Origin of the sequence: Buttiauxella sp. S19-1 (assembly GCF_022134725.1) — a bacterium.
Classification (GTDB): Bacteria; Pseudomonadota; Gammaproteobacteria; order Enterobacterales; family Enterobacteriaceae; genus Buttiauxella; species Buttiauxella ferragutiae.
On sequence record NZ_JAHWLU010000022.1, the window covers coordinates 25,761 to 51,791 of the forward strand.

24 protein-coding genes are annotated in these 26,031 nt (G+C 51.0%); 18 read left to right on the forward strand and 6 right to left on the reverse strand.

The annotated features are described in order from the left end of the window. Window positions 1-103 precede the first annotated feature (103 nt). Window positions 104-1,003 (forward strand): carboxylate/amino acid/amine transporter, encoded by a 900-nt coding sequence (locus tag MES37_RS07780; protein WP_121814568.1) that lies wholly within the window; start codon window positions 104-106, stop codon window positions 1,001-1,003. On the opposite strand, the gene metR is transcribed toward MES37_RS07780, so the two are convergent. Continuing rightward, window positions 891-1,844: an HTH-type transcriptional regulator MetR gene (gene metR / locus MES37_RS07785; protein WP_064541480.1), complete on the reverse strand. Its 954-nt coding sequence runs from the start codon at window positions 1,842-1,844 to the stop codon at window positions 891-893. The genes MES37_RS07780 and metR overlap by 113 nt on opposite strands. Window positions 1,845-1,960: 116 nt before the next feature. Here metR and metE point away from each other — a divergent pair, with 116 nt between their 5' ends. Continuing rightward, window positions 1,961-4,222, forward strand: coding sequence for a 5-methyltetrahydropteroyltriglutamate--homocysteine S-methyltransferase (metE, locus tag MES37_RS07790; RefSeq protein ID WP_237930871.1), 2,262 nt, complete (start codon window positions 1,961-1,963; stop codon window positions 4,220-4,222). A gap of 422 nt (window positions 4,223-4,644) precedes the next feature. On the opposite strand, the gene MES37_RS07795 is transcribed toward metE, so the two are convergent. Next, window positions 4,645-4,878 carry a hypothetical protein gene (locus MES37_RS07795; protein WP_237930873.1) on the reverse strand — a complete coding sequence of 78 codons (234 nt, stop codon included), beginning with the start codon at window positions 4,876-4,878 and terminating at the stop codon, window positions 4,645-4,647. A gap of 199 nt (window positions 4,879-5,077) precedes the next feature. After that, window positions 5,078-5,905, reverse strand: a complete 828-nt coding sequence (locus MES37_RS07800; protein ID WP_237930881.1) for a dienelactone hydrolase family protein — start codon at window positions 5,903-5,905, stop codon at window positions 5,078-5,080. 257 nt (window positions 5,906-6,162) lie between these two features. On the opposite strand from MES37_RS07800, the gene udp reads away from it, so the two are divergent. From udp to hemB, 10 genes are all read left to right on the forward strand, one after another. Next, window positions 6,163-6,924 (forward strand): uridine phosphorylase, encoded by a 762-nt coding sequence (gene udp, locus MES37_RS07805; RefSeq protein ID WP_034492150.1) that lies wholly within the window; start codon window positions 6,163-6,165, stop codon window positions 6,922-6,924. 135 nt (window positions 6,925-7,059) lie between these two features. Further along, window positions 7,060-8,493 (forward strand): DNA recombination protein RmuC, encoded by a 1,434-nt coding sequence (gene rmuC, locus MES37_RS07810; protein ID WP_064541468.1) that lies wholly within the window; start codon window positions 7,060-7,062, stop codon window positions 8,491-8,493. Window positions 8,494-8,584: 91 nt separating this feature from the next. Continuing rightward, the gene (ubiE, locus tag MES37_RS07815; RefSeq protein ID WP_064541465.1) at window positions 8,585-9,340 is read left to right on the forward strand and encodes a bifunctional demethylmenaquinone methyltransferase/2-methoxy-6-polyprenyl-1,4-benzoquinol methylase UbiE; all 756 of its coding nucleotides are present in this window, start codon (window positions 8,585-8,587) and stop codon (window positions 9,338-9,340) included. Between the two features lie 13 nt (window positions 9,341-9,353). Then, window positions 9,354-9,974 (forward strand): ubiquinone biosynthesis protein UbiJ, encoded by a 621-nt coding sequence (gene ubiJ / locus MES37_RS07820; RefSeq protein ID WP_237930888.1) that lies wholly within the window; start codon window positions 9,354-9,356, stop codon window positions 9,972-9,974. Further along, window positions 9,971-11,611 (forward strand): ubiquinone biosynthesis regulatory protein kinase UbiB, encoded by a 1,641-nt coding sequence (gene ubiB / locus MES37_RS07825; RefSeq protein ID WP_064541459.1) that lies wholly within the window; start codon window positions 9,971-9,973, stop codon window positions 11,609-11,611. The genes ubiJ and ubiB overlap by 4 nt, the downstream gene beginning before the upstream one ends. Window positions 11,612-11,694: 83 nt before the next feature. Next, a complete protein-coding gene (tatA, locus tag MES37_RS07830; protein WP_064541456.1) occupies window positions 11,695-11,955 on the forward strand; it encodes a Sec-independent protein translocase subunit TatA in 261 nt (86 codons plus the stop codon). Between the two features lie 3 nt (window positions 11,956-11,958). Continuing rightward, a complete protein-coding gene (gene tatB, locus MES37_RS07835) occupies window positions 11,959-12,525 on the forward strand; it encodes a Sec-independent protein translocase protein TatB (protein WP_064541453.1) in 567 nt (188 codons plus the stop codon). 2 nt (window positions 12,526-12,527) lie between these two features. Beyond that, a complete protein-coding gene (gene tatC, locus MES37_RS07840; protein ID WP_064541450.1) occupies window positions 12,528-13,319 on the forward strand; it encodes a Sec-independent protein translocase subunit TatC in 792 nt (263 codons plus the stop codon). A 42-nt stretch (window positions 13,320-13,361) separates the two neighbouring features. Continuing rightward, window positions 13,362-14,141, forward strand: a complete 780-nt coding sequence (tatD, locus tag MES37_RS07845; protein WP_237930897.1) for a 3'-5' ssDNA/RNA exonuclease TatD — start codon at window positions 13,362-13,364, stop codon at window positions 14,139-14,141. A 15-nt stretch (window positions 14,142-14,156) separates the two neighbouring features. Continuing rightward, window positions 14,157-15,179 (forward strand): porphobilinogen synthase, encoded by a 1,023-nt coding sequence (gene hemB, locus MES37_RS07850; protein ID WP_121814561.1) that lies wholly within the window; start codon window positions 14,157-14,159, stop codon window positions 15,177-15,179. Between the two features lie 42 nt (window positions 15,180-15,221). Here hemB and rfaH read toward each other — a convergent pair whose 3' ends face one another. Next, window positions 15,222-15,710, reverse strand: coding sequence for a transcription/translation regulatory transformer protein RfaH (gene rfaH / locus MES37_RS07855; RefSeq protein WP_064541440.1), 489 nt, complete (start codon window positions 15,708-15,710; stop codon window positions 15,222-15,224). Between the two features lie 176 nt (window positions 15,711-15,886). Here rfaH and ubiD point away from each other — a divergent pair, with 176 nt between their 5' ends. Next, window positions 15,887-17,380, forward strand: a complete 1,494-nt coding sequence (gene ubiD, locus MES37_RS07860; RefSeq protein WP_133523153.1) for a 4-hydroxy-3-polyprenylbenzoate decarboxylase — start codon at window positions 15,887-15,889, stop codon at window positions 17,378-17,380. 47 nt (window positions 17,381-17,427) lie between these two features. Then, window positions 17,428-18,129 carry an NAD(P)H-flavin reductase gene (fre, locus tag MES37_RS07865; RefSeq protein WP_237930899.1) on the forward strand — a complete coding sequence of 234 codons (702 nt, stop codon included), beginning with the start codon at window positions 17,428-17,430 and terminating at the stop codon, window positions 18,127-18,129. Between the two features lie 187 nt (window positions 18,130-18,316). On the opposite strand, the gene fadA is transcribed toward fre, so the two are convergent. Together fadA and fadB are read right to left on the reverse strand one after the other, a co-directional pair. Then, complete coding sequence (fadA, locus tag MES37_RS07870) at window positions 18,317-19,480, reverse strand: acetyl-CoA C-acyltransferase FadA (RefSeq protein ID WP_121814559.1); 1,164 nt, start codon at window positions 19,478-19,480, stop codon at window positions 18,317-18,319. A 9-nt stretch (window positions 19,481-19,489) separates the two neighbouring features. Beyond that, entirely contained in the window at window positions 19,490-21,679 is a 2,190-nt protein-coding gene (gene fadB / locus MES37_RS07875; protein ID WP_121814558.1) for a fatty acid oxidation complex subunit alpha FadB, read from the reverse strand. Window positions 21,680-21,872: 193 nt separating this feature from the next. On the opposite strand from fadB, the gene pepQ reads away from it, so the two are divergent. Genes pepQ through hemG form a run of 4 tightly spaced genes read left to right on the forward strand, consistent with a single transcriptional unit; the run spans window position 21,873 to window position 25,857 of the window. Beyond that, window positions 21,873-23,204 carry a Xaa-Pro dipeptidase gene (gene pepQ, locus MES37_RS07880; RefSeq protein ID WP_064541428.1) on the forward strand — a complete coding sequence of 444 codons (1,332 nt, stop codon included), beginning with the start codon at window positions 21,873-21,875 and terminating at the stop codon, window positions 23,202-23,204. After that, a complete protein-coding gene (locus tag MES37_RS07885) occupies window positions 23,204-23,818 on the forward strand; it encodes an IMPACT family protein (RefSeq protein ID WP_064541425.1) in 615 nt (204 codons plus the stop codon). Before pepQ ends, MES37_RS07885 begins: the two co-directional genes overlap by 1 nt. A gap of 41 nt (window positions 23,819-23,859) precedes the next feature. Continuing rightward, on the forward strand, window positions 23,860-25,311 hold the full coding sequence (gene trkH, locus MES37_RS07890) for a Trk system potassium transporter TrkH (RefSeq protein ID WP_064541422.1): 1,452 nt from the start codon (window positions 23,860-23,862) through the stop codon (window positions 25,309-25,311). Between the two features lie 12 nt (window positions 25,312-25,323). After that, on the forward strand, window positions 25,324-25,857 hold the full coding sequence (gene hemG / locus MES37_RS07895; RefSeq protein ID WP_064541421.1) for a menaquinone-dependent protoporphyrinogen IX dehydrogenase: 534 nt from the start codon (window positions 25,324-25,326) through the stop codon (window positions 25,855-25,857). The last annotated feature ends 174 nt before the right edge of the window (window positions 25,858-26,031 follow it).

Below are 26,031 nucleotides of genomic sequence, written 5' to 3' on the forward strand. Positions count from 1 at the left end.
AACGAGTGGTGAATTAATCACCACTCGTCAACCAAATAATTCAACTCCGCGTCATACCCTTCGCTACAATGGTGAATAAATTGCCTGTTGTAGAGACTTCATCGTGCCGTTACTCATCATCACCACCATTCTGTGGGCCTTCTCTTTTAGCCTGATTGGCGAATACCTTGCCGGGCATGTCGACAGCTATTTTTCCGTGCTGATGCGCGTCGGGCTTGCGGCGTTAGTGTTCCTGCCGTTCCTGCGTTTTAAAGGCTACAGCGTGAAAACACTGCTGCTTTATATGCTGGTGGGTGCGCTGCAACTTGGTGTGATGTACCTGTTTAGCTTCCAGGCTTATCTCTACCTCACCGTTTCGGAATTCCTGCTGTTTACGGTGATGACGCCGCTGTATGTCACGCTGATTTACGATTTGATAAGCGGTAATAAATTGCGCTGGGGATATGCATTGAGTGCAGGACTGGCGGTGATAGGTGCGGCGATTATTCGCTATGACAAAGTCAGCGATCACTTCTGGATTGGCCTGCTTTTGGTACAGGCGGCAAACATCTGTTTCGCCATCGGTATGGTCGGCTACAAACGCCTGATGGAAACGCGCCCGATGCCGCAGCACTGCGCATTTTCATGGTTTTATCTTGGCGCTTTTATGGTGGCGGTGACGGCATGGTTTGCGCTGGGGAACCCACAAAAGCTCCCAACGACCCATCTGCAATGGGGCATCCTGATATGGCTCGGCGTGGTGGCATCCGGGCTGGGTTACTTCATGTGGAACTATGGCGCGACTCAAGTGGATGCGGGGACACTCGGCATCATGAACAACGTGCATGTTCCGGCAGGGCTGCTGGTTAACCTCGCCATCTGGCAAGAGCAACCCCACTGGCCGAGTTTCATTATTGGTGGGACGGTGATAATGGCTTCGCTATGGGTGCATCGCCGTTGGGTCGCTCCGCGTTCCGCACAAACGGCAGATGCTCGCAAGCGTGTGAACGCGTCGAGCGAATAAACGCTTCCGTAGCGGGTTGGCGCTGTTCGCCATCGCGCACGGCGGCATACAACCGGCTCCACAATCCCTCGCCCAGGGTTTTGGTCACCACCAAACCCTGGCGTTCAACATTCTCCACCACCCAATGCGGCAGTGCGGCAATGCCCATGCGTGCTGATACCATCTGAATCAATAACAATGTGTTATCGACACTCTTCAGCGATGGGCTAACTCCAGCCGGTTGCAAGAAATGGCGCCAGATATCCAGACGTTGGCGCTGCACCGGGTAAATCAACAACGTTTCGCTGCTCAAATCTTCAGGCTCAATACGCGTTTTGTTCGCCAGCGAGTGATCCGTGGCCAGCACCAGGCGCACTTCATAATCAAACATCGGCGAATAGTGCAGGCCACTGCGCGGCAGAATGTCCGAGGTTAAAACGATATCCAGTTCGCTCTGCTGCAAAGCAGGCTGTGGGTCAAACGTCACGCCTGATTTGAAATCCAAATCCACCAGCGGCCAGCTCTTGTGGAAGTTCTCCAGCGCCGGTGTCAGCCACTGAATACAGCTATGGCATTCGATGGCGATTCGCAGCGTAGTCTGATGTGGTTCGTTACAAGCCTGAAGGGCACGGCTTATTTGTGGCAGCACCTGTTCAGCCAGTTGTAACAGCACTTCGCCCTGCGGAGTAAAGCGCAGTGGCTGGCTTTTACGAACAAACAAGCGGAACCCAAGGCGCTGCTCCAGATCGCTGAACTGATGAGAAAGCGCCGATTGGGTTTGATGCAACGCGGCGGCGGCGGCGGCTAAAGAGCCGCAATTTCGTAACGCCTGTAGCGTCCGCAGGTGTTTGATCTCGATCATGAATGTCCTTCACTTCGGCATGAGCAAATTGCGCTTGAGGATTATACAGTACCTTTGCAAGATAGCGGTGTAAACATCTGGATGGCTAAATCTGAAAATTCATCAAGGGGCATAAAATGACAATACTTAATCACACCCTCGGCTTCCCCCGTGTTGGCCTGCGTCGCGAACTGAAAAAAGCACAAGAAAGTTACTGGGCGGGCAACTCCACTCAGGAAGAATTACTGGCGGTGGGCCGCGAACTGCGTGCCCGCCACTGGGAACAACAAAAAGAAGCGGGTGTGGAATTACTGCCTGTAGGCGACTTCGCCTGGTACGATCACGTTCTGACCACCAGCTTGCTGCTTGGCAATGTGCCGGCTCGTCATCAGAACGCGGACGGCAGCGTCAGTCTCGATACCCTGTTCCGCCTGGGCCGTGGCCGTGCGCCAACGGGTGAACCTGCCGCAGCCGCTGAAATGACCAAATGGTTTAACACCAACTACCACTACATGGTTCCGGAATTCACCCAAGGCCAGCAGTTCAAACTGACCTGGACGCAGCTTCTGGATGAAGTCGACGAAGCGCTGGCACTCGGCCACAACGTGAAACCTGTGCTGCTTGGCCCGGTCACTTATCTGTGGTTGGGTAAAGTGAAAGGCAAGCAGTTCGACCGACTGAGCCTGCTGAAAGATATTCTTCCGGTTTACCAGCAGGTGCTGGCTGAACTGGCAAAACGCGGTATCGAATGGGTGCAAATTGACGAACCAGCGCTGGTGCTGGAGTTACCGCAAGTTTGGCTGGATGCTTTCAAACCGGCTTACGACGCGCTGGCTGGCAACGTTAAGCTGCTGCTAACCACCTATTTTGAAGGCGTGACGCCAAACCTGAATACCATCACCGCGCTGCCTGTGCAGGGTTTGCACGTTGACTTCGTGCATGGCAAAGACGACATCAACGCGCTGCATCAGCAATTGCCTGCTGGCTGGCTGCTGTCAGCCGGCGTGATTAATGGCCGCAACGTCTGGCGTGCGGATTTGATTGAGAAATATGCGCAGCTTAAAGACCTGGTTGGTAAACGTGATCTGTGGGTTGCCTCTTCTTGCTCACTGCTGCACAGCCCAATCGACCTGAGCGTTGAAACACGTTTGGATGCAGAAGTGAAAAGCTGGTTTGCCTTCGCTCTGCAAAAATGTGCCGAATTGTCTTTGCTGACTGACGCGCTGAACAGCGGTAACACAGAAAAACTGGTTGAGTGGAGTGCGCCGATTCAGGCTCGCCGTCATTCACAACGCGTACATAATGCGGCAGTAGAACAGCGCCTGGCGACGATCACTGCGCAAGACAGCCAACGCCAGAACGACTACACCGTTCGTGCTCAGGCTCAGCGTCAGCGCTTCAATCTGCCAGCCTGGCCGACAACGACGATCGGTTCGTTCCCGCAAACCACTGAAATCCGTGGCCTACGCCTCGATTTCAAAAAAGGCAATCTGGACGCCAACAACTACCGCACCGGTATTGCTGAACACATCAAACAGGCTGTTGCTGAGCAGGAACGTTTAGGTCTGGACGTGCTGGTTCACGGTGAAGCCGAGCGTAACGACATGGTGGAATATTTCGGCGAACACCTCGACGGCTTCGTGTTTACCCAAAACGGTTGGGTGCAAAGCTACGGTTCTCGCTGCGTGAAACCACCGGTTGTTATTGGTGACATCAGCCGCCCGGAAGCTATCACGGTGGAATGGGCGAAGTACGCGCAATCCCTGACCGACAAACCAGTGAAAGGCATGCTAACTGGCCCGGTCACCATTCTTTGCTGGTCATTCCCCCGCGAAGACGTGAGCCGTGAAACCATCGCCAAACAAATCGCCTTAGCGCTGCGTGACGAAGTGGCAGACCTGGAAGCTGCAGGTATCGGCATCATCCAGATTGACGAACCCGCACTGCGCGAAGGTTTACCGCTGCGCCAGTCCGACTGGCAGGCGTATCTGGAATGGGGCGTGGAAGCCTTCCGCCTGAATGCCGCCGTAGTGCGCGACGACACGCAGATCCACACTCACATGTGTTACTGCGAGTTCAACGACATCATGGATTCCATTGCGGCGCTGGATGCAGACGTGATCACTATCGAAACCTCACGTTCGGATATGGACTTGCTGGAATCGTTTAAAGAGTTCGAATACCCGAACGAAATTGGGCCGGGCGTGTATGACATCCACTCGCCAAACGTGCCAAGTGTGGAATGGATTGAAGCATTGCTTAAGAAAGCGGCAGAGTCTGTTCCGGCTGAGCGCTTGTGGGTGAACCCGGACTGCGGGCTGAAAACCCGCGGCTGGCCGGAAACCCGCCAGGCGTTGGCAAACATGGTAAAAGCGGCACAGAACCTGCGTAGCGCTTGATTTTTTGCCCTCACCCTAACCCTCTCCCTCAGGGAGAGGGTATTCGTACAAACCGTCGACTTAGCCAATTATTGATATTCCTGCTCCGATCACCATCGTCAACCCTGGTTTATTTTTTCGATTTTCCAGTTTCTCGGGTCGATGGTCTTACAGAGTTCTAAATCGGTAACATAATAGGCGCCGAGTCTTTCCTGAGGGCAGTTGCTATAAGGTGAGAACATCAACCATATAGGGAGCAGGAATGCGATAATTAAAAATATAAGAAATGTGAAAACACTAAATGCCCCCCCAAATAAGCTGATGCTGAAAGCAGCAATGCTACATTAGCGAACTTAATAATAATCCAATGTAAAATAGTCTCTTTACTCATTTTTTAGCTCGATGCATTAGAGAATAGATTGAAAAATAGCGACGTATGTTGGCTATTCCACTCCTTTGTTCGCTGTTCTTGTTGCGAGTGCAATGCGAAGTTTTTCTTTTAGGCTGGCAGATAAACCCATTTCGTTATCTAACGTATTTAACCCTACATTTAGACCGATACCTATTGCAATAATAAAAAATGTTGTAAGAACTATTGGTGCACTTAACAAAATTGCAATACCACCCACAAGCTTTAATGTTTTTATTTTTTTCCCGATAATATTGAGATGCAACATTTTTATAAATGAATTATCAACAATGAAATATTTATATGGTTAAGTGATAATTCATTGGTGGAAGGTATGTATTGTTGTGGCGGGAATGTAGTTTTCTATTTATTATTCTAATCAGAGTGACATGTTGTTTATCTCATTTACGCTATTTCCTTCACCCCTCCTTTGGTTAATACCCTGACCATGGCCAGGGTCGTATTCGTTACTTCTTCGCACCATAGCGTACGAACCACTGCAACATGCGTAGCCAGCCATCTTTTGCGGACTCTTCATGATAGCTCGGGCGGTAGTCAGCATTGAACGCATGGCCCGCTTCCGGGTAAACAATGATTTCTGCGTTGGCATTTGCGGCGCGCAGCGCATGACGCATGGTCTCCACAGTTTCAGGCGGAATACTGGTATCTTCTGCGCCATACAATCCCAAAACCGGCGCGTTCAAATTAATGGCAACGTCTACAGGGTAATGCGGTGAATTTAACGACTTTTCGCCGACCAGCTTGCCGTACCACGCTACCGCTGCTTTTAATTGAGGATTATGCGCGGCGTACAGCCAGGTAATCCGTCCGCCCCAGCAAAAGCCAGTCATCATCAGGCGATGAGCATCACCGCCGTTACGAGCCGCCCAATTGGCGACATGATCGAGGTCGGCCAGCACTTGTGCATCAGGTACTTTGGATACCAGCCCGCTGAATAAAGTTGGAATGTCGGCATACTCATTAGGATCGCCCTGACGGAAATAAAGCTCTGGCGCGATGGCGAGATACCCTTCCAGCGCCAGACGGCGGCAAATGTCGCGAATATGTTCATGCACACCGAAAATTTCCTGCACCACAATTACGATAGGCAAAGAACTTGCCGCGTCTTTTGGGCGGGCGTGATAAGCGGGCATATTCTCGCCCCGGGTGGGAATCGAGGTTTCCCCGGCCTGAATTGCGTCATCTGGGGTATGCAGTACTGTTGAAGCAGGTGGGGAGGCCGCTGGCGCAAAATTCCCGCCCGGCAAATGACCTGTGGCTTGTTCTTCTTTCATTAGCATTCTCCTTTTTGATTAGCGCAGTGCGATAACTATAGCCAGGATTTATTTAGGCTAATCTCCAGACTAAAATGTTTTCGCTGTCTGAAAAAGGAACAGGTAGCACGCTTAAATGTGACAGGAGTCACCAAAAAATATGAAATTGATGTAATTTGTTTCATTCAAAGTGAAATGCGTCACGAAATTTTTTGCAGGGGTTCTGTAAAGTACCTTCTTGAGGCGCAAGCCAATCTATTCAACGCAGGAGTTCTGTTATGTCCAAGTCTGATGTTTTTCACCTCGGCCTAACCAAAAGTGATCTGCAGGGGGCAACACTTGCCATCGTCCCGGGCGATCCTGAGCGAGTTGAAAAAATCGCTGTGCTGATGGACAAGCCGGTCAAACTGGCTGCCCACCGTGAATTTACTACCTGGCGTGCGGAATTAGACGGCAAGCCAGTTATCGTGTGCTCTACCGGTATCGGCGGCCCGTCTACTTCAATCGCTGTGGAAGAACTGGCACAACTGGGTATTCGTACCTTCCTGCGTATCGGGACGACAGGCGCTATTCAGCCGCATATTAATGTTGGTGATGTTCTGGTGACCACCGCGTCTGTGCGCCTTGACGGTGCCAGCCTGCACTTTGCACCAATGGAATTCCCGGCAGTTGCAGATTTTGCTTGTACCACCGCACTGGTTGAAGCCGCGAAATCTATCGGCGCGACCACGCACATTGGCGTGACGGCATCTTCTGATACCTTCTACCCGGGTCAGGAACGCTACGACACCTTCTCAGGCCGCGTTGTTAACCGCTACAAAGGCTCCATGGAAGAATGGCAGCAGATGGGCGTGATGAACTACGAGATGGAATCTGCGACCCTTCTGACCATGTGTGCAAGCCAGGGCTTGCGTGCGGGTATGGTTGCTGGTGTGATTGTAAACCGTACTCAGCAAGAGATCCCGAACGCTGAGACCATGAAGAAAACCGAAAGCCATGCGGTGAAAATCGTCGTGGAAGCGGCTCGCCGCTTAATCTAGTTTCCCCAAAGCCGGTGCAAGCCGGCTTAATTTTTACTCTTTGCGTAACACCTCGCAGGAAATCCCTTTTCATCTGGACATTTATACAGCAGAATTTTATTTTGCTGGGGTTTGGCATGGCTTGTAGGAGTGACTGTGGATCTTTCTATTTTATTCGGCATCGGCGTTACGCTGGTGGGGGTTTTGACGGGTTGGTTGCTGGCAAGTTTGCGGGCTGCCGGGCGGCAATCCGCACTGCATGAAGAACAACGAGAAATCTACGGCGAACTGACTGCGGCCCGGCAAGAGTTGCAGCAAAATCAGCACTGGAAAGCGGAGTGTGAGCAGCTTAATCGCGAGCTACGCACCCAGCTCGAAATCAACAGTGCGCAAGAAGCTGATATTCGCGAACTCTCCACATTGCTGGAACAAACCCGCCTGAATGCCGATGACAAACATCGCCAGATGCTCAACAGCGAGCAGCGCCTCAGCGAACAGTTTGAAAACCTCGCTAACCGTATTTTTGAGCAAAGTGGCCGCAAAGTTGAAGAACAAAACCGCCAGAGTTTGAACGGATTACTGTCGCCGCTGCGTGAGCAACTGGATGGTTTCCGCCGCCAGGTTCAGGAAAGCTTTGGCCAGGAGGCTCGTGAACGCCACACGCTGACCCATGAAATCCGCAGCCTGCAACAGCTGAATGCCCAAATGGCGCAAGAGGCACTGAATCTCACCAAAGCCCTGAAAGGGGATAACAAAACTCAGGGCAATTGGGGCGAAGTGATCTTGACGCGGGTGTTGGAAGCGTCAGGTTTACGCGAAGGTTATGAATACGAAACACAGGTGAATATTCAGCTCGAAAATAACAGCCGTATGCAGCCTGATGTGATCGTGCGTTTGCCACAGGGTAAAGATGTGGTGATCGACGCCAAGATGACGTTAGTGGCCTACGAACGTTATTACAACGGTGACGATGAACTGACCCGTGAAAGCGCCCTCAACGAACATATTGCCGCCATGCGTAACCATATTCGCATGCTGGGCCGTAAAGATTATCAGCAGTTGCCGGGGTTGCGTTCGCTGGATTATGTGTTGATGTTCATTCCTGTCGAGCCTGCGTTTTTACTGGCAATTGACCGCCAGCCTGAACTCATCAGTGAAGCGCTCAAAAATAACATTATGCTGGTCAGCCCGACGACCTTGCTGGTGGCGCTACGAACCGTTGCCAATTTGTGGCGTTATGAACACCAAAGCCGTAATGCGCAACAAATTGCCGAACGCGCCAGTCGCCTGTATGACAAAATGCGCCTCTTTGTGGATGACATGTCGGCGATCGGCCAGAGCCTCGATAAAGCGCAGGACAACTACCGGCAGGCGATGAAAAAGCTCTCTTCAGGACGCGGTAATATTCTCGTGCAGGCCGATGCGTTTCGTGGGCTGGGCGTTGAGGTTAAACGTGAGATTAATCCAGATTTGGTCGAACAGGCCAGATTTGAAGAAGACGAGAATTCAGTTCGCCACGAGCATGAAAACGACGAAGAAAAGAGCACGGACAACAGTTTAGAGAACCGACGTATCGTTGGTGAGCGTTAAGTTCAGGTTAATCCCTGCAGCTTGAAGCATAGGGCTTTAGGGCTCGTTCTGTTACACTTCATGAACATTTTTTGGATAAGCAGGCATTGAGATGGTTGAAGAATCCCAGGAAACAACACACTTTGGTTTTCGCACTGTAGCGAAAGAACAAAAGGCCGATATGGTCGCTAATGTGTTCCACTCTGTGGCCGCAAAATACGACGTGATGAATGACCTGATGTCATTCGGCATCCATCGTATCTGGAAGCGTTTTACCATTGATTGCAGTGGTGTTCGCCGTGGTCAGCGCGTACTGGATTTAGCTGGAGGCACTGGCGATTTAACCGCTAAGTTCTCCCGTCTGGTTGGCGAAACGGGCGAAGTGGTTCTGGCGGATATCAACGACTCAATGCTGAAAATGGGGCGCGAAAAACTGCGCAACATCGGTGTGGTTGGCAATGTGAACTATGTTCAGGCTAACGCTGAAGCCTTGCCTTTCCCGGATAACTTCTTTGACTGCATCACTATCTCTTTCGGCCTGCGTAATGTGACCGATAAAGAAAAAGCACTGCGTTCAATGTACCGCGTATTAAAACCAGGTGGTCGTCTGCTGGTTCTGGAATTCTCCAAACCGATTATCGAACCCCTGAGCAAAGCCTACGATGCCTATTCTTTCCACATTCTGCCGCGTATCGGTGAAATCGTTGCACAAGATGCCGAAAGCTACCGTTACCTGGCTGAATCTATTCGTATGCACCCGGATCAAGAAACACTGAAAGCGATGATGGAAGAGGCTGGCTTTGAAAATACCACCTACTTCAATCTGACCGCTGGCGTGGTTGCACTGCACCGTGGTTATAAATTCTGACAGGGAACTCGTGATGCCATTGCTGCTTTCTTCAGGTACGCCGCTGATCACTGCTGGAATAGAAAATATCCTCAATACATTTCTCTGGCGTGACCGTGGATTGAAAGCCGCGCGTCAGCGCTTAGTGGGTAAGGTGTTGCGTGTTGAACTCAAAGAGTTCTCATCGCCGATTGTGCTGGTCTTCAGCGAGCAACAACTTGATGTGTTAGCGCAGTGGGAAGGCGAAGCCGACTGTCTGGTGAAAACTGGGCTGAGCACATTACCGAAATTGCGTGACCGACAGCAGCTTACTGCGCTCATTCGCAGCGGTGAGCTGGAGGTGGAAGGCGAGCTTCAGGTGGTCCAGAATTGGGTCGCGTTGATGGATCTGGCTGAGTTCGACCCTGCTGAATTATTAGCTCCGTATATCGGTGATATTGCTGCGGAAGGCATCAGCAAAGTGATTCGCGGTGGCGGTAAGTTGTTGAAAAAAGGATTTGCCCGTAACCAACAATACCTTTCAGAAGCCATTACTGAAGAGTGGAGAATGGCACCGGGGTCGTTGGAAGTCGCATGGTTTGCCGAGGAAACGGCAGCAGTCGAACGTAAGGTTGACGCACTCATTGCGCGACTGGACAAACTGGAGAACAAATGACGCCTGGAGAAATTCGCCGCCTCTATTTCATTATCCGTACTTTTCTCAGTTATGGTCTGGATGAGCTGATCCCACGCATTCGTATTACGCTGCCGTTACGCATCTGGCGGCGCATGCTTTTCTGGATGCCAAACCGCCATAAAGACAAACTTCTCGGCGAGCGTTTACGTCTGGCATTGCAGGAACTGGGGCCGGTATGGATCAAGTTTGGGCAGATGCTCTCTACCCGTCGTGACCTGTTCCCACCACAAATCGCTGACCAGCTCGCTATGTTGCAAGACCGTGTTGCACCTTTTGACGGGGCATTGGCTAAGAAACAAATCGAACAGGCGATGGGGGGGATTCCCATTGAGACCTGGTTTGACGATTTCGACATAACACCGCTCGCATCGGCTTCTATCGCGCAAGTGCATACTGCTCGCCTGAAAGAGAATGGCCGAGATGTGGTCATCAAAGTGATTCGCCCGGACATCCTGCCAATCATTAAAGCGGATATGAAACTCATCTATCGCCTCGCACGCTGGGTACCGCGCTTGATGCCGGATGGCCGCCGTTTACGCCCGCTCGAAGTGGTACGCGAATATGAAAAAACCTTGATCGATGAGCTGAATCTGTTGCGTGAATCGGCAAACGCCATTCAGTTACGCCGCAATTTTGAAGACAGCCCGATGCTGTATGTGCCGGAAGTGTTCTCTGACTATTGCAGCCAGGACATGATGGTGATGGAGCGAATTTACGGTATTCCCGTTTCAGATATTGCGATGCTTCACAAGCAAGGCACCAACATGAAACTGTTAGCGGAACGCGGCGTGCAAGTGTTCTTCACCCAGGTTTTCCGCGACAGCTTCTTCCATGCGGATATGCACCCTGGAAATATTTTTGTCAGCTACGAGCATCCTGAAGATCCGCAATACATTGGTATCGACTGCGGCATTGTCGGCTCGCTCAATAAAGAAGACAAACGCTACCTGGCTGAAAACTTTATCGCTTTCTTTAACCGTGACTATCGCAAAGTTGCTGAACTGCACGTTGATTCAGGTTGGGTACCTCCAGAAACCAATGTTGAAGACTTCGAGTTTGCTATTCGCACCGTTTGCGAGCCTATTTTTGAAAAGCCATTAGCGGAAATTTCCTTTGGCCATGTGCTGCTGAACCTGTTCAATACGGCACGCCGCTTTAATATGGAAGTGCAACCACAGCTGGTTTTGCTACAAAAGACACTGCTTTACGTTGAAGGCCTGGGAAGGCAGCTTTATCCACAGCTGGATTTGTGGAAAACCGCCAAACCTTTCCTGGAAGACTGGATTAAAGATCAGGTTGGTATTCCGGCTCTTATTCGTACACTTAAAGAAAAAGCCCCGTTCTGGATAGAAAAAATGCCAGAACTTCCAGAACTGATGTACGACAGTTTGCGTCAGGGTAAACAATTGCAGCACAGTGTTGATAAAATAACGCGCGATTTGCAACGCAACCAGGTACGCCAGTCGCAGTCACGCTATCTGTTTGGTATTGGTGCGGTGTTGATGCTCAGTGGTACTTTGCTGTTGATTAATAAGCCAGAGTGGGAATTTATGCCCGCCTGGATAATGGCCGGTGGCATCGTGGCCTGGTTGATTGGCTGGCGGCGCTCATCCTGAGCTGTTTTTAATCGTTTTTAACGGACAACGTGCGGTACAATACAGACCGTAATCTATTCATCACAGTGATTTGAGGCAACATTATGGGTGGTATCAGTATTTGGCAATTGTTGATCATTGCTGTCATCGTGGTTCTGCTTTTCGGTACTAAGAAACTGGGTTCTATCGGCTCTGATTTGGGCGCATCCATCAAAGGCTTTAAAAAAGCCATGAGTGACGATGAAGACAAAGAGAAAGATAAATCTGCTCAGGATGCTGATTTCACAGCAAAAACACTGGCCGATAAGCAACCAGCTGATGTGAAAAAAGACGAAGCAAAGAGCAACGATAAAGAGCAGGTGTAAACCGTGTTCGATATTGGTTTCAGTGAGCTGCTACTGGTTTTTGTGATTGGCTTGATCGTACTCGGGCCACAGCGTTTGCCTGTGGCCGTTAAAACGGTCGTCGGTTGGGTCCGTGCTTTGCGTTCGCTGGCAGCAACTGTACAAAACGAACTGGTTCAGGAGTTGAAAATCCAGGAGCTACAAGACAGCCTGAAGAAGGTTGAAAAAGCGAGCATGGATAACCTCACTCCGGAACTAAAGGCATCAATGGATGAGCTGCGTCAGGCAGCAGAGTCGATGAAGCGCTCGTACACTCTCGACCCTGAAAAGGCGAGTGACGAAGCTCACACCATCCATAACCCACTAGTGAAAGATGCCCAGGACAGCCATGATGGCGTGACTCCAGCTACTGCTGCACATCAGGCCAGTGCGCCTGAGAAAGCGCCCGCTGTTGAAACTGAAGCAGTTGTTCCTGCATCAGCTGCAGCGGCAGCAGAGGTTTCTGAAGAGCTGATTCAACCTCAGATTAAACCTGTAGCAGAGCCCGTCAAAACTCCAGCGTCTTCCCCAACTTCGAGTGATAAACAGTAAACATGGCCGTTGAAGATACCCAACCGCTTATCAGCCATCTGATAGAGCTGCGCAAGCGACTGTTAAATAGCATTATCGCTGTGCTGGTGATTTTCCTGGCACTGGTTTACTTTGCCAATGACATCTATCAGATTGTCGCCTCACCGCTGATTAAGCAGATGCCTATTGGCTCAACGATGATTGCGACTGATGTGGCGTCACCGTTTTTCACCCCAATCAAACTGACGATTTATGTTTCGGTATTTTTGTCTGCACCGGTCATTCTTTATCAGATTTGGGCGTTTATCGCCCCTGCGCTCTATAAGCACGAGCGCAAGCTGGTTATGCCGTTACTGTTTTCCAGCTCAATGCTGTTTTATATCGGCATCGCTTTTGCTTATTTTGTGGTGTTCCCGCTCGCATTTGGTTTTCTGACAAAAACCGCCCCGATAGGTGTGGTGGTGTCGACTGACATCAGCAAGTACCTTGATTTTGTCATGACGCTATTTATGGCATTTGGCGTGGCTTTTGAAGTCCCCGTTGCCATTATTCTGTTGTGTTGGATGGGTGTAACAACGCCTGAAGCGCTTAAGAAAAAGCGTCCGTATATTCTGGTTGGTGCATTTGTTGTTGGCATGTTGTTAACGCCGCCTGATGTTTTCTCGCAAACGCTGCTGGCAATACCGATGTACTGCCTGTTTGAAGTTGGTGTATTTTTCTCTCGTTTCTACGTCGGTAAAGGGCGCAGAGGTGGGGAGGAAGACCCGGAAGATGCTCCAGAAGCAGAAGACGATCACTCTAAAAAAGAATCATAATTTCAGACCGCCCATTAGGGCGGTCGTCGTTTGGAAGACGCTATGTTTGATATCGGTGTAAATCTTACCAGCTCACAGTTTACTAAAGACCACGCTGACGTTGTGGCTCGCGCACAGCATGCCGGCGTGAGCGGCATGCTGCTTACCGGGACAAATATTCACGAAAGTCAGCAGGCATTGTTACTGGCACAACAGTATCAGGGCTGCTGGTCTACTGCGGGTGTTCATCCGCATGATGCCAGCCAATGGCAAGATGAAACTGCGGCTGTGATTCGCGAGCTTGCGGGTGCGCCGGAAGTGGTAGCTATTGGTGAGTGTGGCCTGGATTTCAACCGTAATTTCTCGACGCCAGCTGAACAAGAACGCGCTTTTACCGCACAACTGGCCCTTGCTGCAGACCTGATGATGCCGGTATTTTTACATTGTCGGGAAGCACACGAACGCTTTATTGCTCTGCTGGACCCGTGGCTGGATAAGTTACCGGGTGTGGTTTTGCACTGTTTTACCGGAACAGAAAATGAAGTTCGTGAATGCCTGGCCCGAGGCATTTTTATAGGTGTCACTGGCTGGGTATGCGATGAGCGCCGCGGCCTTGAATTACGTGAGCTGCTACCGGTAATCCCAGCACATCAACTGTTGCTGGAAACTGATGCCCCCTATTTGTTACCGCGGGATCTAAAACCAAAACCTGCTTCCCGCCGGAACGAACCCTGTTACTTGCCGCATATCCTGAACAAGGTAGCCGAATGGCGTCGAGAAGACCCCACCTGGCTTGCGCAAGTAACAGATGACAATGCCCGCCGTCTTTTCCGGCTGGCTTAAATCAGGAGAAAATTAATGAGCTATGCATTTCCCGGTACGTTTCCTGGCCGCCGTATGCGCCGCGTTCGTCGTCACGATTTCAGCCGCCGCCTGGTTGCAGAAAATCAGTTAACGGTTAACGACCTGATCTACCCTGTGTTCGTGATGGAAGGTCAAAACCGTCAGGAAGAAGTGTCGTCAATGCCGGGCGTTTACCGCATGACTATCGATTTGCTGCTCAAAGAAGCGGAGGCCGTTGCGAAGTTGGGTGTGCCGGTGCTGTCCCTGTTCCCGGTCATCGAGAGCGCAGGAAAGTCGCTGCATGCTGAAGAAGCTTATAACCCGAACGGCCTGGTTCAGCGTGCGGTTCGTGCACTGAAAGATGCCGTGCCAGAACTGGGTTTACTGACTGACGTTGCGCTTGATCCGTATACCACTCACGGCCAGGACGGCGTGATTGATGCAGACGGTTACGTTATCAACGACATTACTCGTGAGATTCTGGTACGTCAGGCGCTGTCTCATGCAGAAGCCGGAGCCGAAATCATCGCGCCAAGCGATATGATGGATGGGCGCATCGGCGCGATTCGCGATCAGCTTGAGCTGGATGGTTTAGTGAACACCCAAATCATGTCTTATGCAGCGAAGTACGCATCCTGTTATTACGGCCCGTTCCGCGACGCAATTGGCTCATCCGGCAACCTGAAAGGCGGCAATAAAAAGACCTATCAGATGGACCCGGCCAATAGCGATGAAGCATTGCAGGAAGTTGCGCAGGATTTGCAAGAAGGCGCGGATATGGTGATGGTGAAACCGGGTATGCCTTATCTGGATGTGGTTCGCCGCGTGAAAGATACTTTCGGCGTGCCGACATTTGCCTATCAGGTTTCTGGTGAGTATGCGATGCATATGGCGGCGATTCAAAACGGATGGCTGGCAGAAAAACCGGCCATTATGGAATCACTGTTGTGCTTTAAACGTGCCGGCGCAGATGGTGTGCTGACGTACTTCTCGAAGCGTGTCGCGCAATGGCTGCACGATGAGCAAATGCAGCGCTAGGAACGAAATACAGACTAAGAGGCCAGCAATCGCTGGCCTTTTTTACGTCTTTTTGAAATCGGTATTCTTCACACTCTGCATCACTTGTTTATTCAACAAATTCAGCAGCAGCATAGAGCGGGCTTCACCGTCCGGTTCGCTGAAGATAGCTTCCAAACCTTCGAATGCCCCTTCAGTTATCACCACGCGATCGCCCTGATAAGGGGTGTCTGGGTCAGTCACATTTTCTGGCTGATGATGGATAAGTTGTTCAATCACATCATTCGGTACAGTGGCCGGAAGGCTGCCGAAGCGGACGAAATGGCTGACGCCACGCGTTGAATGTATTGTCGTGGTGTGAATAGTCTCAGGATCAAAGCGGACAAACATATAATTTGGAAACAATGGTTCGTCGACCGCAGTGCGTTTTCCTCGCACGATCTTTTCAATTTTGATCATCGGGGTGAGGCAATTCACTTCCTGACGCTCAAGATGTTCTTGCGCCCGCAGTAATTGACCCCTTTTGCAGTACAAAAGATACCAGGATTCCATAATGTCTCTTTTTCCTAATCAGCCGCGGAAGAATAGCAAAAGGCTGGTATGAGAGATAGACAGCAGAAGTATAACCAATGACTGTTTGGTCATCAGGCAACCATCTACACCTTTTTAACAAAAATACAGCATGCGCTGCATGAAGCCCGTATAATGTCCGCCAAATCCTGACGATGATTAATGGCATGAAATACCACGACCTACGCGACTTTCTGGAACTACTTGAACAACGCGGCGAGCTAAAGCGTATCGCAATGCCTGTCGATCCGTACCTGGAAATGACTGAAATTGCCGATCGTACTTTGCGCGCTAATGGCCCGGCTCTGTTATTTGAGAATCCAAAAGGGTACGACATGCCGGTGCTGTGCAACCTGTTCGGCACTCCGAAACGCGTCGCGATGGGAATGGGGCAAGAAGATGTTTCTGCGCTGCGTGAAGTCGGGAAATTACTGGCCTTCCTGAAAGAACCCGAGCCACCGAAGGGTTTCCGCGATTTATTCGATAAACTTCCGCAGTTTAAACAAGTCCTGAATATGCCGACTAAGCGTCTGCGTAATGCCCCATGCCAGGAACAAATCTGGGAAGGGGATGAAGTCGACTTATCTCGTATTCCGATTATGCAGTGTTGGCCTGAAGATGCCGCGCCGCTGATTACCTGGGGTTTGACGGTAACGCGTGGTCCGCATAAAGAACGGCAGAATCTCGGGATTTATCGCCAACAACTGATTGGCAAAAATAAACTGATTATGCGCTGGTTATCGCATCGCGGCGGCGCGCTGGATTTCCAGGAGTGGTGTGCTGAACATCCTGGTGAGCGGTTCCCGGTTTCTGTTGCACTGGGTGCTGATCCGGCAACGATTCTTGGCGCGGTCACTCCAGTGCCAGATACTTTGTCAGAATATGCTTTTGCTGGTTTGCTACGTGGTACAAAAACCGAAGTTGTTAAGTGTATTTCTAACGATCTTGAAGTGCCAGCTAGCGCTGAAATTGTGCTGGAAGGGTATATCGAGCCTGGCGAAATGGCACCTGAAGGGCCATATGGTGACCACACGGGCTACTACAATGAAGTAGATGACTTCCCTGTGTTTACCGTGACGCATATAACCCAGCGCCAGAATGCGATTTATCATTCAACGTACACCGGTCGCCCGCCAGATGAGCCTGCGGTTCTCGGCGTGGCATTGAATGAAGTGTTTGTGCCCATTCTGCAAAAGCAGTTCCCGGAAATTGTCGATTTCTACTTGCCGCCGGAGGGGTGTTCTTATCGCCTTGCGGTTGTCACTATCAAGAAGCAGTACGCTGGCCACGCGAAACGCGTGATGATGGGCGTCTGGTCTTTCTTGCGGCAGTTCATGTATACCAAGTTTGTCATTGTCTGCGATGACGATGTTAATGCGCGTGACTGGAACGATGTAATTTGGGCCATCACCACGCGGATGGACCCGGCACGTGATACCGTTCTGGTAGAAAACACGCCAATTGATTACCTGGATTTTGCCTCGCCGGTTTCCGGCCTTGGCTCAAAAATGGGATTGGATGCCACCAATAAATGGCCTGGGGAAACCCAGCGTGAGTGGGGGCGTCCTATTAAGAAAGATGCAGAAGTATGTGCGCGTATTGATGCTATCTGGGATGAACTGGCTATTTTCGACGACAGTAAAAACGCCTGATCGGCGGGTTTTACCGTTTTGCATTATTGACCCGACAGAGGGGAAGCATGACAACCTTAAGCTGTAAAGTGACCTCGGTAGAAGCGATAACTGACACGGTGTATCGCGTTCGATTACTGCCGGAAGCGAAATTCTCCTTTCAGGCCGGGCAGTATTTGATGGTGGTGATGGATGAGCGCGATAAACGCCCGTTCTCCATGGCATCCACGCCGAGCGACCACGAGTTTATCGAACTGCACATTGGCGCATCAGATATCAATCTGTACGCCATGGCGGTGATGGATCGCATTCTGAAAGAGAAAGAAATCGTTGTTGATATTCCACACGGCGATGCCTGGCTGCGTGAAGATGAAGATCGCCCGTTGATTCTGATTGCTGGCGGGACCGGCTTCTCTTATGTGCGTTCTATTTTGCTGACGGCGCTGGCGCGTAACCCGCAGCGTGAAATCGCCATTTACTGGGGCGGCCGTGAAGATAAACATCTTTATGATCTGTCTGAGTTAGAAGCGCTGTCCGTGGTTCACCAGAATCTGCGTGTTGAAGCGGTGGTTGAGCAACCGGAAACAGGCTGGCGTGGGCGCACTGGCACTGTGTTAACCGCGGTGATGCAGGATTACGGAACGCTTGCCGGGCACGACATCTATATTGCCGGACGTTTTGAAATGGCGAAAATTGCCCGTGACCTGTTCTGCAATGAACGTGGTGCGCAGGCCGACCGCATGTTTGGCGACGCGTTTTCGTTTATCTAATGCAATAAAAAACCCGCCCCTGACAGGCGGGAAAAACGGCAACTAAACTTTTTTTCTGCGTCCTTGGTGTTGTAACTTTGTTGGCTGCATTCGCTCACCCGAATCACTTACTTTAGTAAGCTCATCGGGATTCGCTCATTTGCCGCCGCGTTACAACATCAATGACTTTGAAAATTAGATCAATTCCTTAAACGCGTTCAATAACTGTGGCAATCCCCTGACCCAATCCGATGCACATGGTGGCGAGGCCAAACTGCGCATCGCGACGTTCCATCAAATTGAGCAGCGTGGTGCTGATTCGTGTACCGGAACAACCCAGCGGGTGACCCAGTGCAATCGCACCGCCATTGAGGTTAATCTTCTCGTCGATCTTATCCATCAGCCCCAGATCTTTAATACATGGCAGGATCTGTGCGGCGAAGGCTTCGTTCATCTCAAACAGGTCTATGTCGGCGGCAGTCAGGCCCGCTTTTTTCAACGCCAGTTGTGATGCCGGAACTGGACCGTAGCCCATAATGGATGGGTCGCAGCCAACGACTGCCATAGAGCGAACATAAGCGCGGATCTTCAGGCCCAGCTCTTTGGCGCGTGACTCGCTCATCAGCAACATCGCTGAGGCACCATCGGAAAGCGCGGAAGAACTGCCTGCTGTAACGGTGCCATTGACCGGATCAAACGCAGGTTTCAATGCCGCCAGACCTTCAACTGTAGTTTCCGGGCGAATCACTTCATCGTAATCAAAACGTTTGAGCACACCGTCTGCGTCATGGCCGCTGGTTGCCAGAATTTCATTTTTGAAATGACCCGCTTCGGTTGCAGCCCAGGCTCGCTGGTGTGAACGTGCAGAAAACTGATCCTGCATTTCACGGCTGATACCATGCATACGAGACAGCATTTCGGCGGTTAAGCCCATCATGCCAGCTGCTTTTGCAACGTTGCGGCTCAGGCCTGGATGGAAATCAACACCATGGCTCATTGGCACGTGGCCCATATGTTCCACGCCGCCTACCAGACAAGCATGCGCATCACCGGTCTGAATCATACGAGCAGCATCGTGCAGCGCTTGCATCGAAGAACCACACAGGCGGTTCACTGTAACCGCCGGTACTGAATGTGGGATTTCTGCCAGTAGCGAGGCGTTACGAGCAATATTAAAACCTTGCTCCAGCGTCTGCTGCACACAGCCCCAATAAATGTCATCCAGTGCAGCGGCTTCTAAAGCCGGGTTGCGTGACAAAATGCCACGCATCAGATGGGCAGAAAGATCTTCCGCACGCAGATTACGAAATGCACCGCCTTTTGAACGGCCCATCGGGGTGCGGATGGCATCAACAATTACAACCTTTTCCATAATCACTCCTCAGGCACTTTTCAGGTCACTGGCTGGGCGCGCTGGCTCAACGGGTGGATAGTACGGCTCGTTACGGGACGCTTTAGTACGCAGACCGTCCGGCACCTGGTAAAGCGGGCCAAGATGTTCGTACTGTTGCGCCATATCGAGATATTTCGCGCTGCCGATGGTGTCTAACCAACGGAATGCGCCGCCGTGGAACGGAGGGAATCCCAGGCCGTAAACCAGTGCCATATCTGCTTCTGCCGGGCTGGCGATAATGCCTTCTTCCAGGCAGCGCACGACTTCGTTGACCATTGGGATCATCATGCGAGCGATGATCTCTTCGTCGCTAAAGTTTTGGCGCGGTTTGCTGACATCAGCCAACAAGCTATCGGTGGCTTCGTCTTGTTCTTTACGCGGTTTGCCTTTGCTGTCTTGTTTGTAGCGATAGAAACCCTGCTGGGTTTTCTGGCCATAACGGCCTGCGTCAAACATGGCGTCGACCGCATCGCGATAATCTTTCTGCATACGCTGTGGGAAACCGGCAGCCATAACAGCCTGCGCGTGGTGCGCGGTATCAATACCGACTACATCCAGCAGGTATGCCGGGCCCATCGGCCAGCCGAACTGCTTTTCCATTACTTTGTCGATCTGGCGGAAATCTGCACCGTCGCGCATCAGCTGGCTAAAGCCGGCAAAGTACGGGAACAGCACACGGTTGACGAAGAAGCCAGGGCAGTCGTTCACTACGATCGGCGTTTTGCCCATTTTGCTGGCCCACGCAACAACCTTCGCGATAGTTTGCTCAGAGGTTTTCTCGCCGCGAATCACTTCCACTAACGGCATGCGGTGCACAGGGTTAAAGAAGTGCATGCCGCAGAAGTTTTCCGGGCGCTTCAGGCTGTTTGCCAGTTCGCCAATTGGAATGGTGGAGGTGTTCGACGCCAGAACGGTATCCGGGCGTACTTTATCTTCCACTTCTGCCAGAACGGCTTTCTTCACTTTCGGGTTTTCTACCACTGCTTCAACTACCACATCGACACGCTCAAAACCGGCGTAATCCAGCGTTGGATGAATGGTGGCAATCACACCCGCCAGTTTCATGCCGTCAATTTTGCCGCGTTCCAGCTGTTTGTTCAGCAGCTTGCTGGCTTCGTTAATACCCAGCTCCAGCGACTTCTCGTTAATGTCCTTCATTAATACCGGTACGCCTTTCCAGGCAGACTGGTAAGCAATGCCGCCGCCCATGATCCCGGCACCAAGAACGGCTGCCTGTTTCGGGGTTTCGGTATTTTTGGTCAGCTTCTTCGCCTGACCTTTTATGTATTGGTCGTTAAGGAAAATCCCGACCAGCGCACGGGCCTCATTGGAACGCGCCAACGGCACGAAACTTTGAGTCTCCAGTTGTAATGCTTCGTCACGGCCCATTCTTGCCGCGGCTTCGATGGTTTTGACTGCCGTCATCGGGGCAGGGTAGTGCTTGCCCGCAATCTGCATCACCATGCTTTTAGCAATGGTGAAGCTCATGGTGGCTTCGATTTTGCTCAGCTTCAGCGGCTGCAGTTTTGGCGCGCGTTTGGCTTTCCAGTCCAGATCGCCATTAATCGCCTGGCGTAATACCGCCAGTGCGCCGTCGCGCAGTTTCTCAGTTTTAACGATGCCGTCGACTAAGCCGAGCTTTTGCGCTTCAACCGCGCCGACATCTTTACCGGCGGTGATAATTTCCAGCGCGCTATCAGCACCCAGCAAACGAGGTAAACGTACAGATCCACCGAAACCAGGCATGATGCCGAGTTTGGTTTCTGGCAGGCCAATACGGGTATCTGGTGTTGCCAGGCGATAATCGGTTGCCAGTACACATTCACAACCGCCGCCAAGGGCGTAACCATTCACTGCTGCAATGGTCGGAACCGGCAAGTCCTCCAGACGATTGAAGACGCTGTTGGCAAATTGCAGCCAATGAGTCAGTTGCTCCGCAGGAACCAGGAACAGCGACAGAAATTCAGTAATATCCGCACCAACGATAAACGCGGCTTTGTTGGAACTGAGCAGCAGGCCTTTCAGACCAGGCTGCTTTTCCAGTACATCCAGCGCGTGGCCCAGGCTTGCTACGGTCGCGGTGTCGAGTTTGTTCACTGAACCGGGGGCATCGAATACCAATTCTGCGATGCCATCTTCCAGCCAGTCGAGATGTAAGGTTTCACCTTGGTAGAGCATGTCAGTCTCCTGAATCCAGCAATGGGATCTGGTCGTACCAGATGAGGGTGAGTGTGGAATTGATGTTAATGAAATGCAAATAACTCTTTAAATATTTGCAAAGATGATCACAGCCGCTGGAAATAAGTTCGCTCTGTTTACGGTGTGCTAAGATGCGTGGCGTTCAGTTTATAAAAAACCAGAAGGGTAAATCATGGATTCACTGGCCTCACTTTATAAAGATCATGTGGCAACTTTGCAGGAACGTACCCGCAATGTTCTGGCGCGCTTCAATCTTGACGCGCTGTTGATTCACTCGGGCGAGCTAGTCAACGTCTTCCTCGATGATCATCCATATCCGTTCAAAGTTAACCCACAATTCAAAGCCTGGGTTCCGGTCACACAAGTGCCAAACTGCTGGCTGCTGGTGGATGGTGTTAACAAACCGAAGCTGTGGTTCTACCTGCCGGTTGATTACTGGCACAACGTTGAGCCGCTGCCAGAATCCTTCTGGACTGACGAAATTGAAGTGATTGCGCTGCCGAAAGCTGATGGCATTGGCAGCCAGTTGCCTGCCGCGCGTGGCAATATCGGTTATATCGGGCCGGTTCCAGAGCGTGCCGTACAGCTTGAAATCCAGGGCGCTAACATCAATCCGAAAGGGGTGATTGATTACCTGCATTATCATCGTGCTTATAAAACTGATTATGAGCTGGCATGTATGCGTGAAGCGCAGAAAACCGCAGTGGTTGGTCATCAGGCGGCTCACGAAGCGTTCCTGTCTGGAATGAGCGAATTTGACATTAATCTCGCGTATCTGACCGCAACCGGACATCGCGATACCGATGTGCCTTATGGCAACATTGTTGCGCTCAACGAGCACGCAGCAGTTCTTCATTACACCAAACTTGAGAACCGCGCACCTGCCGAAATGCGCAGTTTCCTGTTGGATGCTGGCGCGGAATATAACGGTTATGCGGCTGATTTAACGCGTACCTGGTCGGCAAAAAGCGATAACGATTATGCACAACTGGTTAAAGACGTTAACAGCGAACAACTAGCGCTGATTGATACCCTGAAAGCAGGTGTGCGCTACACCGATTACCACATCCAGTTCCATCAACGTATCGCGAAGCTGCTGAGCCGCCATAAATTGGTTACCGGGATTAGCGAAGAAGCGATGGTTGAAACCGGCATCACTGGGCCATTTATGCCACATGGTCTGGGCCACCCGCTGGGTTTGCAGGTGCATGATGTTGCAGGCTTTATGCAGGATGATTCCGGTACACACCTTGCTGCACCTTCTCAGTATCCGTATCTGCGTTGCACGCGTATTCTTGAACCGCGTATGGTTCTGACCATTGAACCGGGCATTTACTTCATTGAATCTTTGCTCGCACCGTGGCGCGAAGGCCAGTACAGCAAGCACTTTGACTGGCAGCGCATTGAGGCAATGAAACCTTTCGGTGGCGTTCGCATTGAAGACAACGTGATTGTTCATGAAAATAGTATTGAAAACATGACGCGCGATCTGAAACTGGCGTAATGGATAGTTGGCTGATTCCCGCTGAAACCGTTGCGTTCAGTGAGGAAATCAAGAAAAGCCGCTTTATTACTCTGGTCGCTCATACGACTGGCGTAATTGCGGCGAAAGCATTTCTTGAAAAAGTACGTTCAGAGCACCCGACGGCCCGGCATCATTGCTGGGCCTGGGTGGCTGGTGCGCCAGATGACTCGCAGCAGTTAGGCTTTTCTGATGATGGTGAACCTGCTGGCACAGCCGGTAAGCCGATGCTTGCCCAGCTTATGGGAAGTGGTATTGGTGAAATTACCGCAGTCGTCGTACGTTATTCTGGCGGCATCAAACTAGGTACTGGCGGCCTGGTGAAAGCCTATGGCGGCGGTGTGCAGGCAGCGTTAAATCAATTGCCTACCGTGCTCAAAACTCCGTTAACCGAATATACTTTGCAATGTGAGTACGCGCAGCTTGCCGGAATCGAGGCGTTGCTTAAACAGTGTGACGGCGTTGTGGTGCAAAGTGATTTTCAGGCGTCTGTTTTATTACTTATCGCGTTACCACACGCGAAACTCGCTGACTTTTCAGTCAGACTTGCTGATTTTAGCCGCGGTGCATTGCATTTATTGCCGGCTGAACAATAATCCCCACTCGTATTTTATTGATAGTTAAGGAAGCGGCTGAAATGCATTTTCGCGCCATAACCCGAATCGTTGGTCTGTTAGTCATTCTATTTTCCGTGACCATGATTATTCCTGGGTTGGTAGCTTTAATTTATCGCGATGGTGCTGGCCGAGCTTTCACCCAGACTTTCTTCGCAGCGCTACTGATTGGTTCTTTTTTGTGGTGGCCTAACCGGCGGCAAAAAAGTGAGTTGAAACCACGAGAAGGGTTCCTGATCGTCGTCTTGTTCTGGACGGTGTTGGGGAGCGTGGGTGCGCTGCCTTTTATCTTCGCGGAACAACCGAATCTCACTATTACTGATGCATTCTTTGAATCGTTCTCGGGTTTAACTACCACCGGTGCGACAACGCTTGTCGGGCTGGATACGCTTCCTCACGCCATTCTGTTTTATCGGCAAATGTTGCAGTGGTTTGGCGGCATGGGGATCATCGTGCTGGCAGTGGCCATTCTGCCGATTCTGGGCGTCGGCGGGATGCAGCTATACCGTGCCGAAATGCCGGGGCCGCTTAAAGATAATAAGATGCGCCCGCGTATTGCAGATACCGCAAAAACTCTGTGGATTATTTATGTTCTGTTAACTGTCGCTTGTGCGTTGGCACTTTGGTTTGCAGGGATGCCTGCGTTTGATGCAATAGGTCACAGCTTTGCGACTATCGCGATTGGTGGTTTTTCTACTCATGATGCCAGCGTCGGTTATTTCGACAGCCCAACCATTAATACAATTATCGCCATCTTCTTGCTGATTTCCGGTTGTAACTATGGCCTGCACTTCTCTCTATTAAGCGGGCGTAATATAAAAGTCTATTGGCGTGACCCTGAGTTCCGCATGTTTATTGGCGTGCAACTGACGCTGGTGGCTATCTGTACCTTAGTACTCTGGTTCCACAACACTTACCAAACCGCCCTGCTTACGCTAAACCAGGCATTCTTCCAGGTGGTCTCGATGGCGACGACCGCCGGGTTTACGACTGATAGTATTGCTCGCTGGCCTCTATTCTTACCGGTGCTGTTGTTGTGCTCTGCTTTTATAGGGGGGTGTGCTGGTTCGACCGGTGGTGGTCTGAAGGTCATCCGTATTCTGTTGCTGTTCAAACAAGGCAACCGCGAACTGAAGCGACTTGTTCACCCCAATGCGGTCTATAGCATCAAGCTTGGCAATCGAGCCCTGCCCGAACGTATCCTTGAAGCAGTATGGGGATTCTTTTCTGCCTATGCGCTGGTGTTTATCCTCAGCATGCTCGCGATTATCGCCACCGGCGTGGATGATTTCTCCGCCTTTGCTTCAGTGGCGGCAACGCTGAATAATCTCGGCCCAGGTTTGGGGGTTGTGGCTGATAACTTCGCCAGCATGAATCCTGTGGCAAAATGGATATTGATAGCCAATATGCTGTTTGGTCGTCTTGAAGTGTTTACTTTACTTGTACTGTTTACGCCAACCTTCTGGCGAGAGTAATCGGAGCCTGCTGTGAGAACGTTGATTCTATTTTCGACCCGCGATGGTCAAACTCGCGAGATTGCTTCTTATATAGCATCTGAACTTAAAGAGCTGGGCGCCGAGAGTGATGTGGTTAATCTGCATCGCAGTGGCGAGATCGCCTGGGGAAACTACGAACGCGTCGTTATTGGCGCTTCTATTCGCTATGGGCATTTCCATTCGTCAGTGGCTGCGTTTGTGAAAAAGCATCAGCAAGCATTGAATAAGATTCCCAGCGCTTTCTTTTCCGTAAACCTGGTCGCCCGTAAACCAGAGAAGCGTTCTCCTCAAACCAACTCTTATACGCGTAAGTTCTTGCTGACCTCCCCGTGGCAGCCAAATCATTGCGCGGTGTTTGCGGGTGCACTGCGTTATCCGCGTTATCGCTGGTATGATCGCGTGATGATTCGTTTGATTATGAAGATGACGGGCGGTGAAACAGATATCAGCAAAGAAGTTGTTTATACAGATTGGCCTCAGGTGGCGCGTTTCGCCCACGAGATAGCGCACTTAAACAGCAAATAGTGTCTAAAACACCCTGTTTGATGAAAAAAGATGCGCTCAGTCATTTATTTGCAATAAACACTTGTCAGCTCCCAGAAAATCCCTATACTGCGCCTCCACTGACACGGCACAACGGCTTACAAACCGGCCCGTCAGCCAGATGAAAAGCGAAAATAAACGCTTGACTCTGAAAGA

Excerpts from the sequence above, each read along its gene's own strand:
- pepQ (WP_064541428.1), top strand. The coding sequence starts at position 21,873 with ATGGATTCACTGGCCTCACTTTATAAAGATCATGTGGCAACTTTGCAG.
- MES37_RS07885 (WP_064541425.1), top strand. The coding sequence starts at position 23,204 with ATGGATAGTTGGCTGATTCCCGCTGAAACCGTTGCGTTCAGTGAGGAA.
- fadA (WP_121814559.1), bottom strand. The coding sequence starts at position 19,480 with ATGGAAAAGGTTGTAATTGTTGATGCCATCCGCACCCCGATGGGCCGT.
- MES37_RS07795 (WP_237930873.1), bottom strand. The coding sequence starts at position 4,878 with ATGTTGCATCTCAATATTATCGGGAAAAAAATAAAAACATTAAAGCTT.
- rfaH (WP_064541440.1), bottom strand. The coding sequence starts at position 15,710 with ATGGAATCCTGGTATCTTTTGTACTGCAAAAGGGGTCAATTACTGCGG.
- fadB (WP_121814558.1), bottom strand. The coding sequence starts at position 21,679 with ATGCTCTACCAAGGTGAAACCTTACATCTCGACTGGCTGGAAGATGGC.
- tatC (WP_064541450.1), top strand. The coding sequence starts at position 12,528 with ATGGCCGTTGAAGATACCCAACCGCTTATCAGCCATCTGATAGAGCTG.
- fre (WP_237930899.1), top strand. The coding sequence starts at position 17,428 with ATGACAACCTTAAGCTGTAAAGTGACCTCGGTAGAAGCGATAACTGAC.
- trkH (WP_064541422.1), top strand. The coding sequence starts at position 23,860 with ATGCATTTTCGCGCCATAACCCGAATCGTTGGTCTGTTAGTCATTCTA.
- udp (WP_034492150.1), top strand. The coding sequence starts at position 6,163 with ATGTCCAAGTCTGATGTTTTTCACCTCGGCCTAACCAAAAGTGATCTG.
- MES37_RS07800 (WP_237930881.1), bottom strand. The coding sequence starts at position 5,905 with ATGAAAGAAGAACAAGCCACAGGTCATTTGCCGGGCGGGAATTTTGCG.
- hemB (WP_121814561.1), top strand. The coding sequence starts at position 14,157 with ATGAGCTATGCATTTCCCGGTACGTTTCCTGGCCGCCGTATGCGCCGC.
- tatD (WP_237930897.1), top strand. The coding sequence starts at position 13,362 with ATGTTTGATATCGGTGTAAATCTTACCAGCTCACAGTTTACTAAAGAC.
- metR (WP_064541480.1), bottom strand. The coding sequence starts at position 1,844 with ATGATCGAGATCAAACACCTGCGGACGCTACAGGCGTTACGAAATTGC.
- ubiE (WP_064541465.1), top strand. The coding sequence starts at position 8,585 with ATGGTTGAAGAATCCCAGGAAACAACACACTTTGGTTTTCGCACTGTA.
- ubiB (WP_064541459.1), top strand. The coding sequence starts at position 9,971 with ATGACGCCTGGAGAAATTCGCCGCCTCTATTTCATTATCCGTACTTTT.
- tatA (WP_064541456.1), top strand. The coding sequence starts at position 11,695 with ATGGGTGGTATCAGTATTTGGCAATTGTTGATCATTGCTGTCATCGTG.
- metE (WP_237930871.1), top strand. The coding sequence starts at position 1,961 with ATGACAATACTTAATCACACCCTCGGCTTCCCCCGTGTTGGCCTGCGT.
- ubiJ (WP_237930888.1), top strand. The coding sequence starts at position 9,354 with ATGCCATTGCTGCTTTCTTCAGGTACGCCGCTGATCACTGCTGGAATA.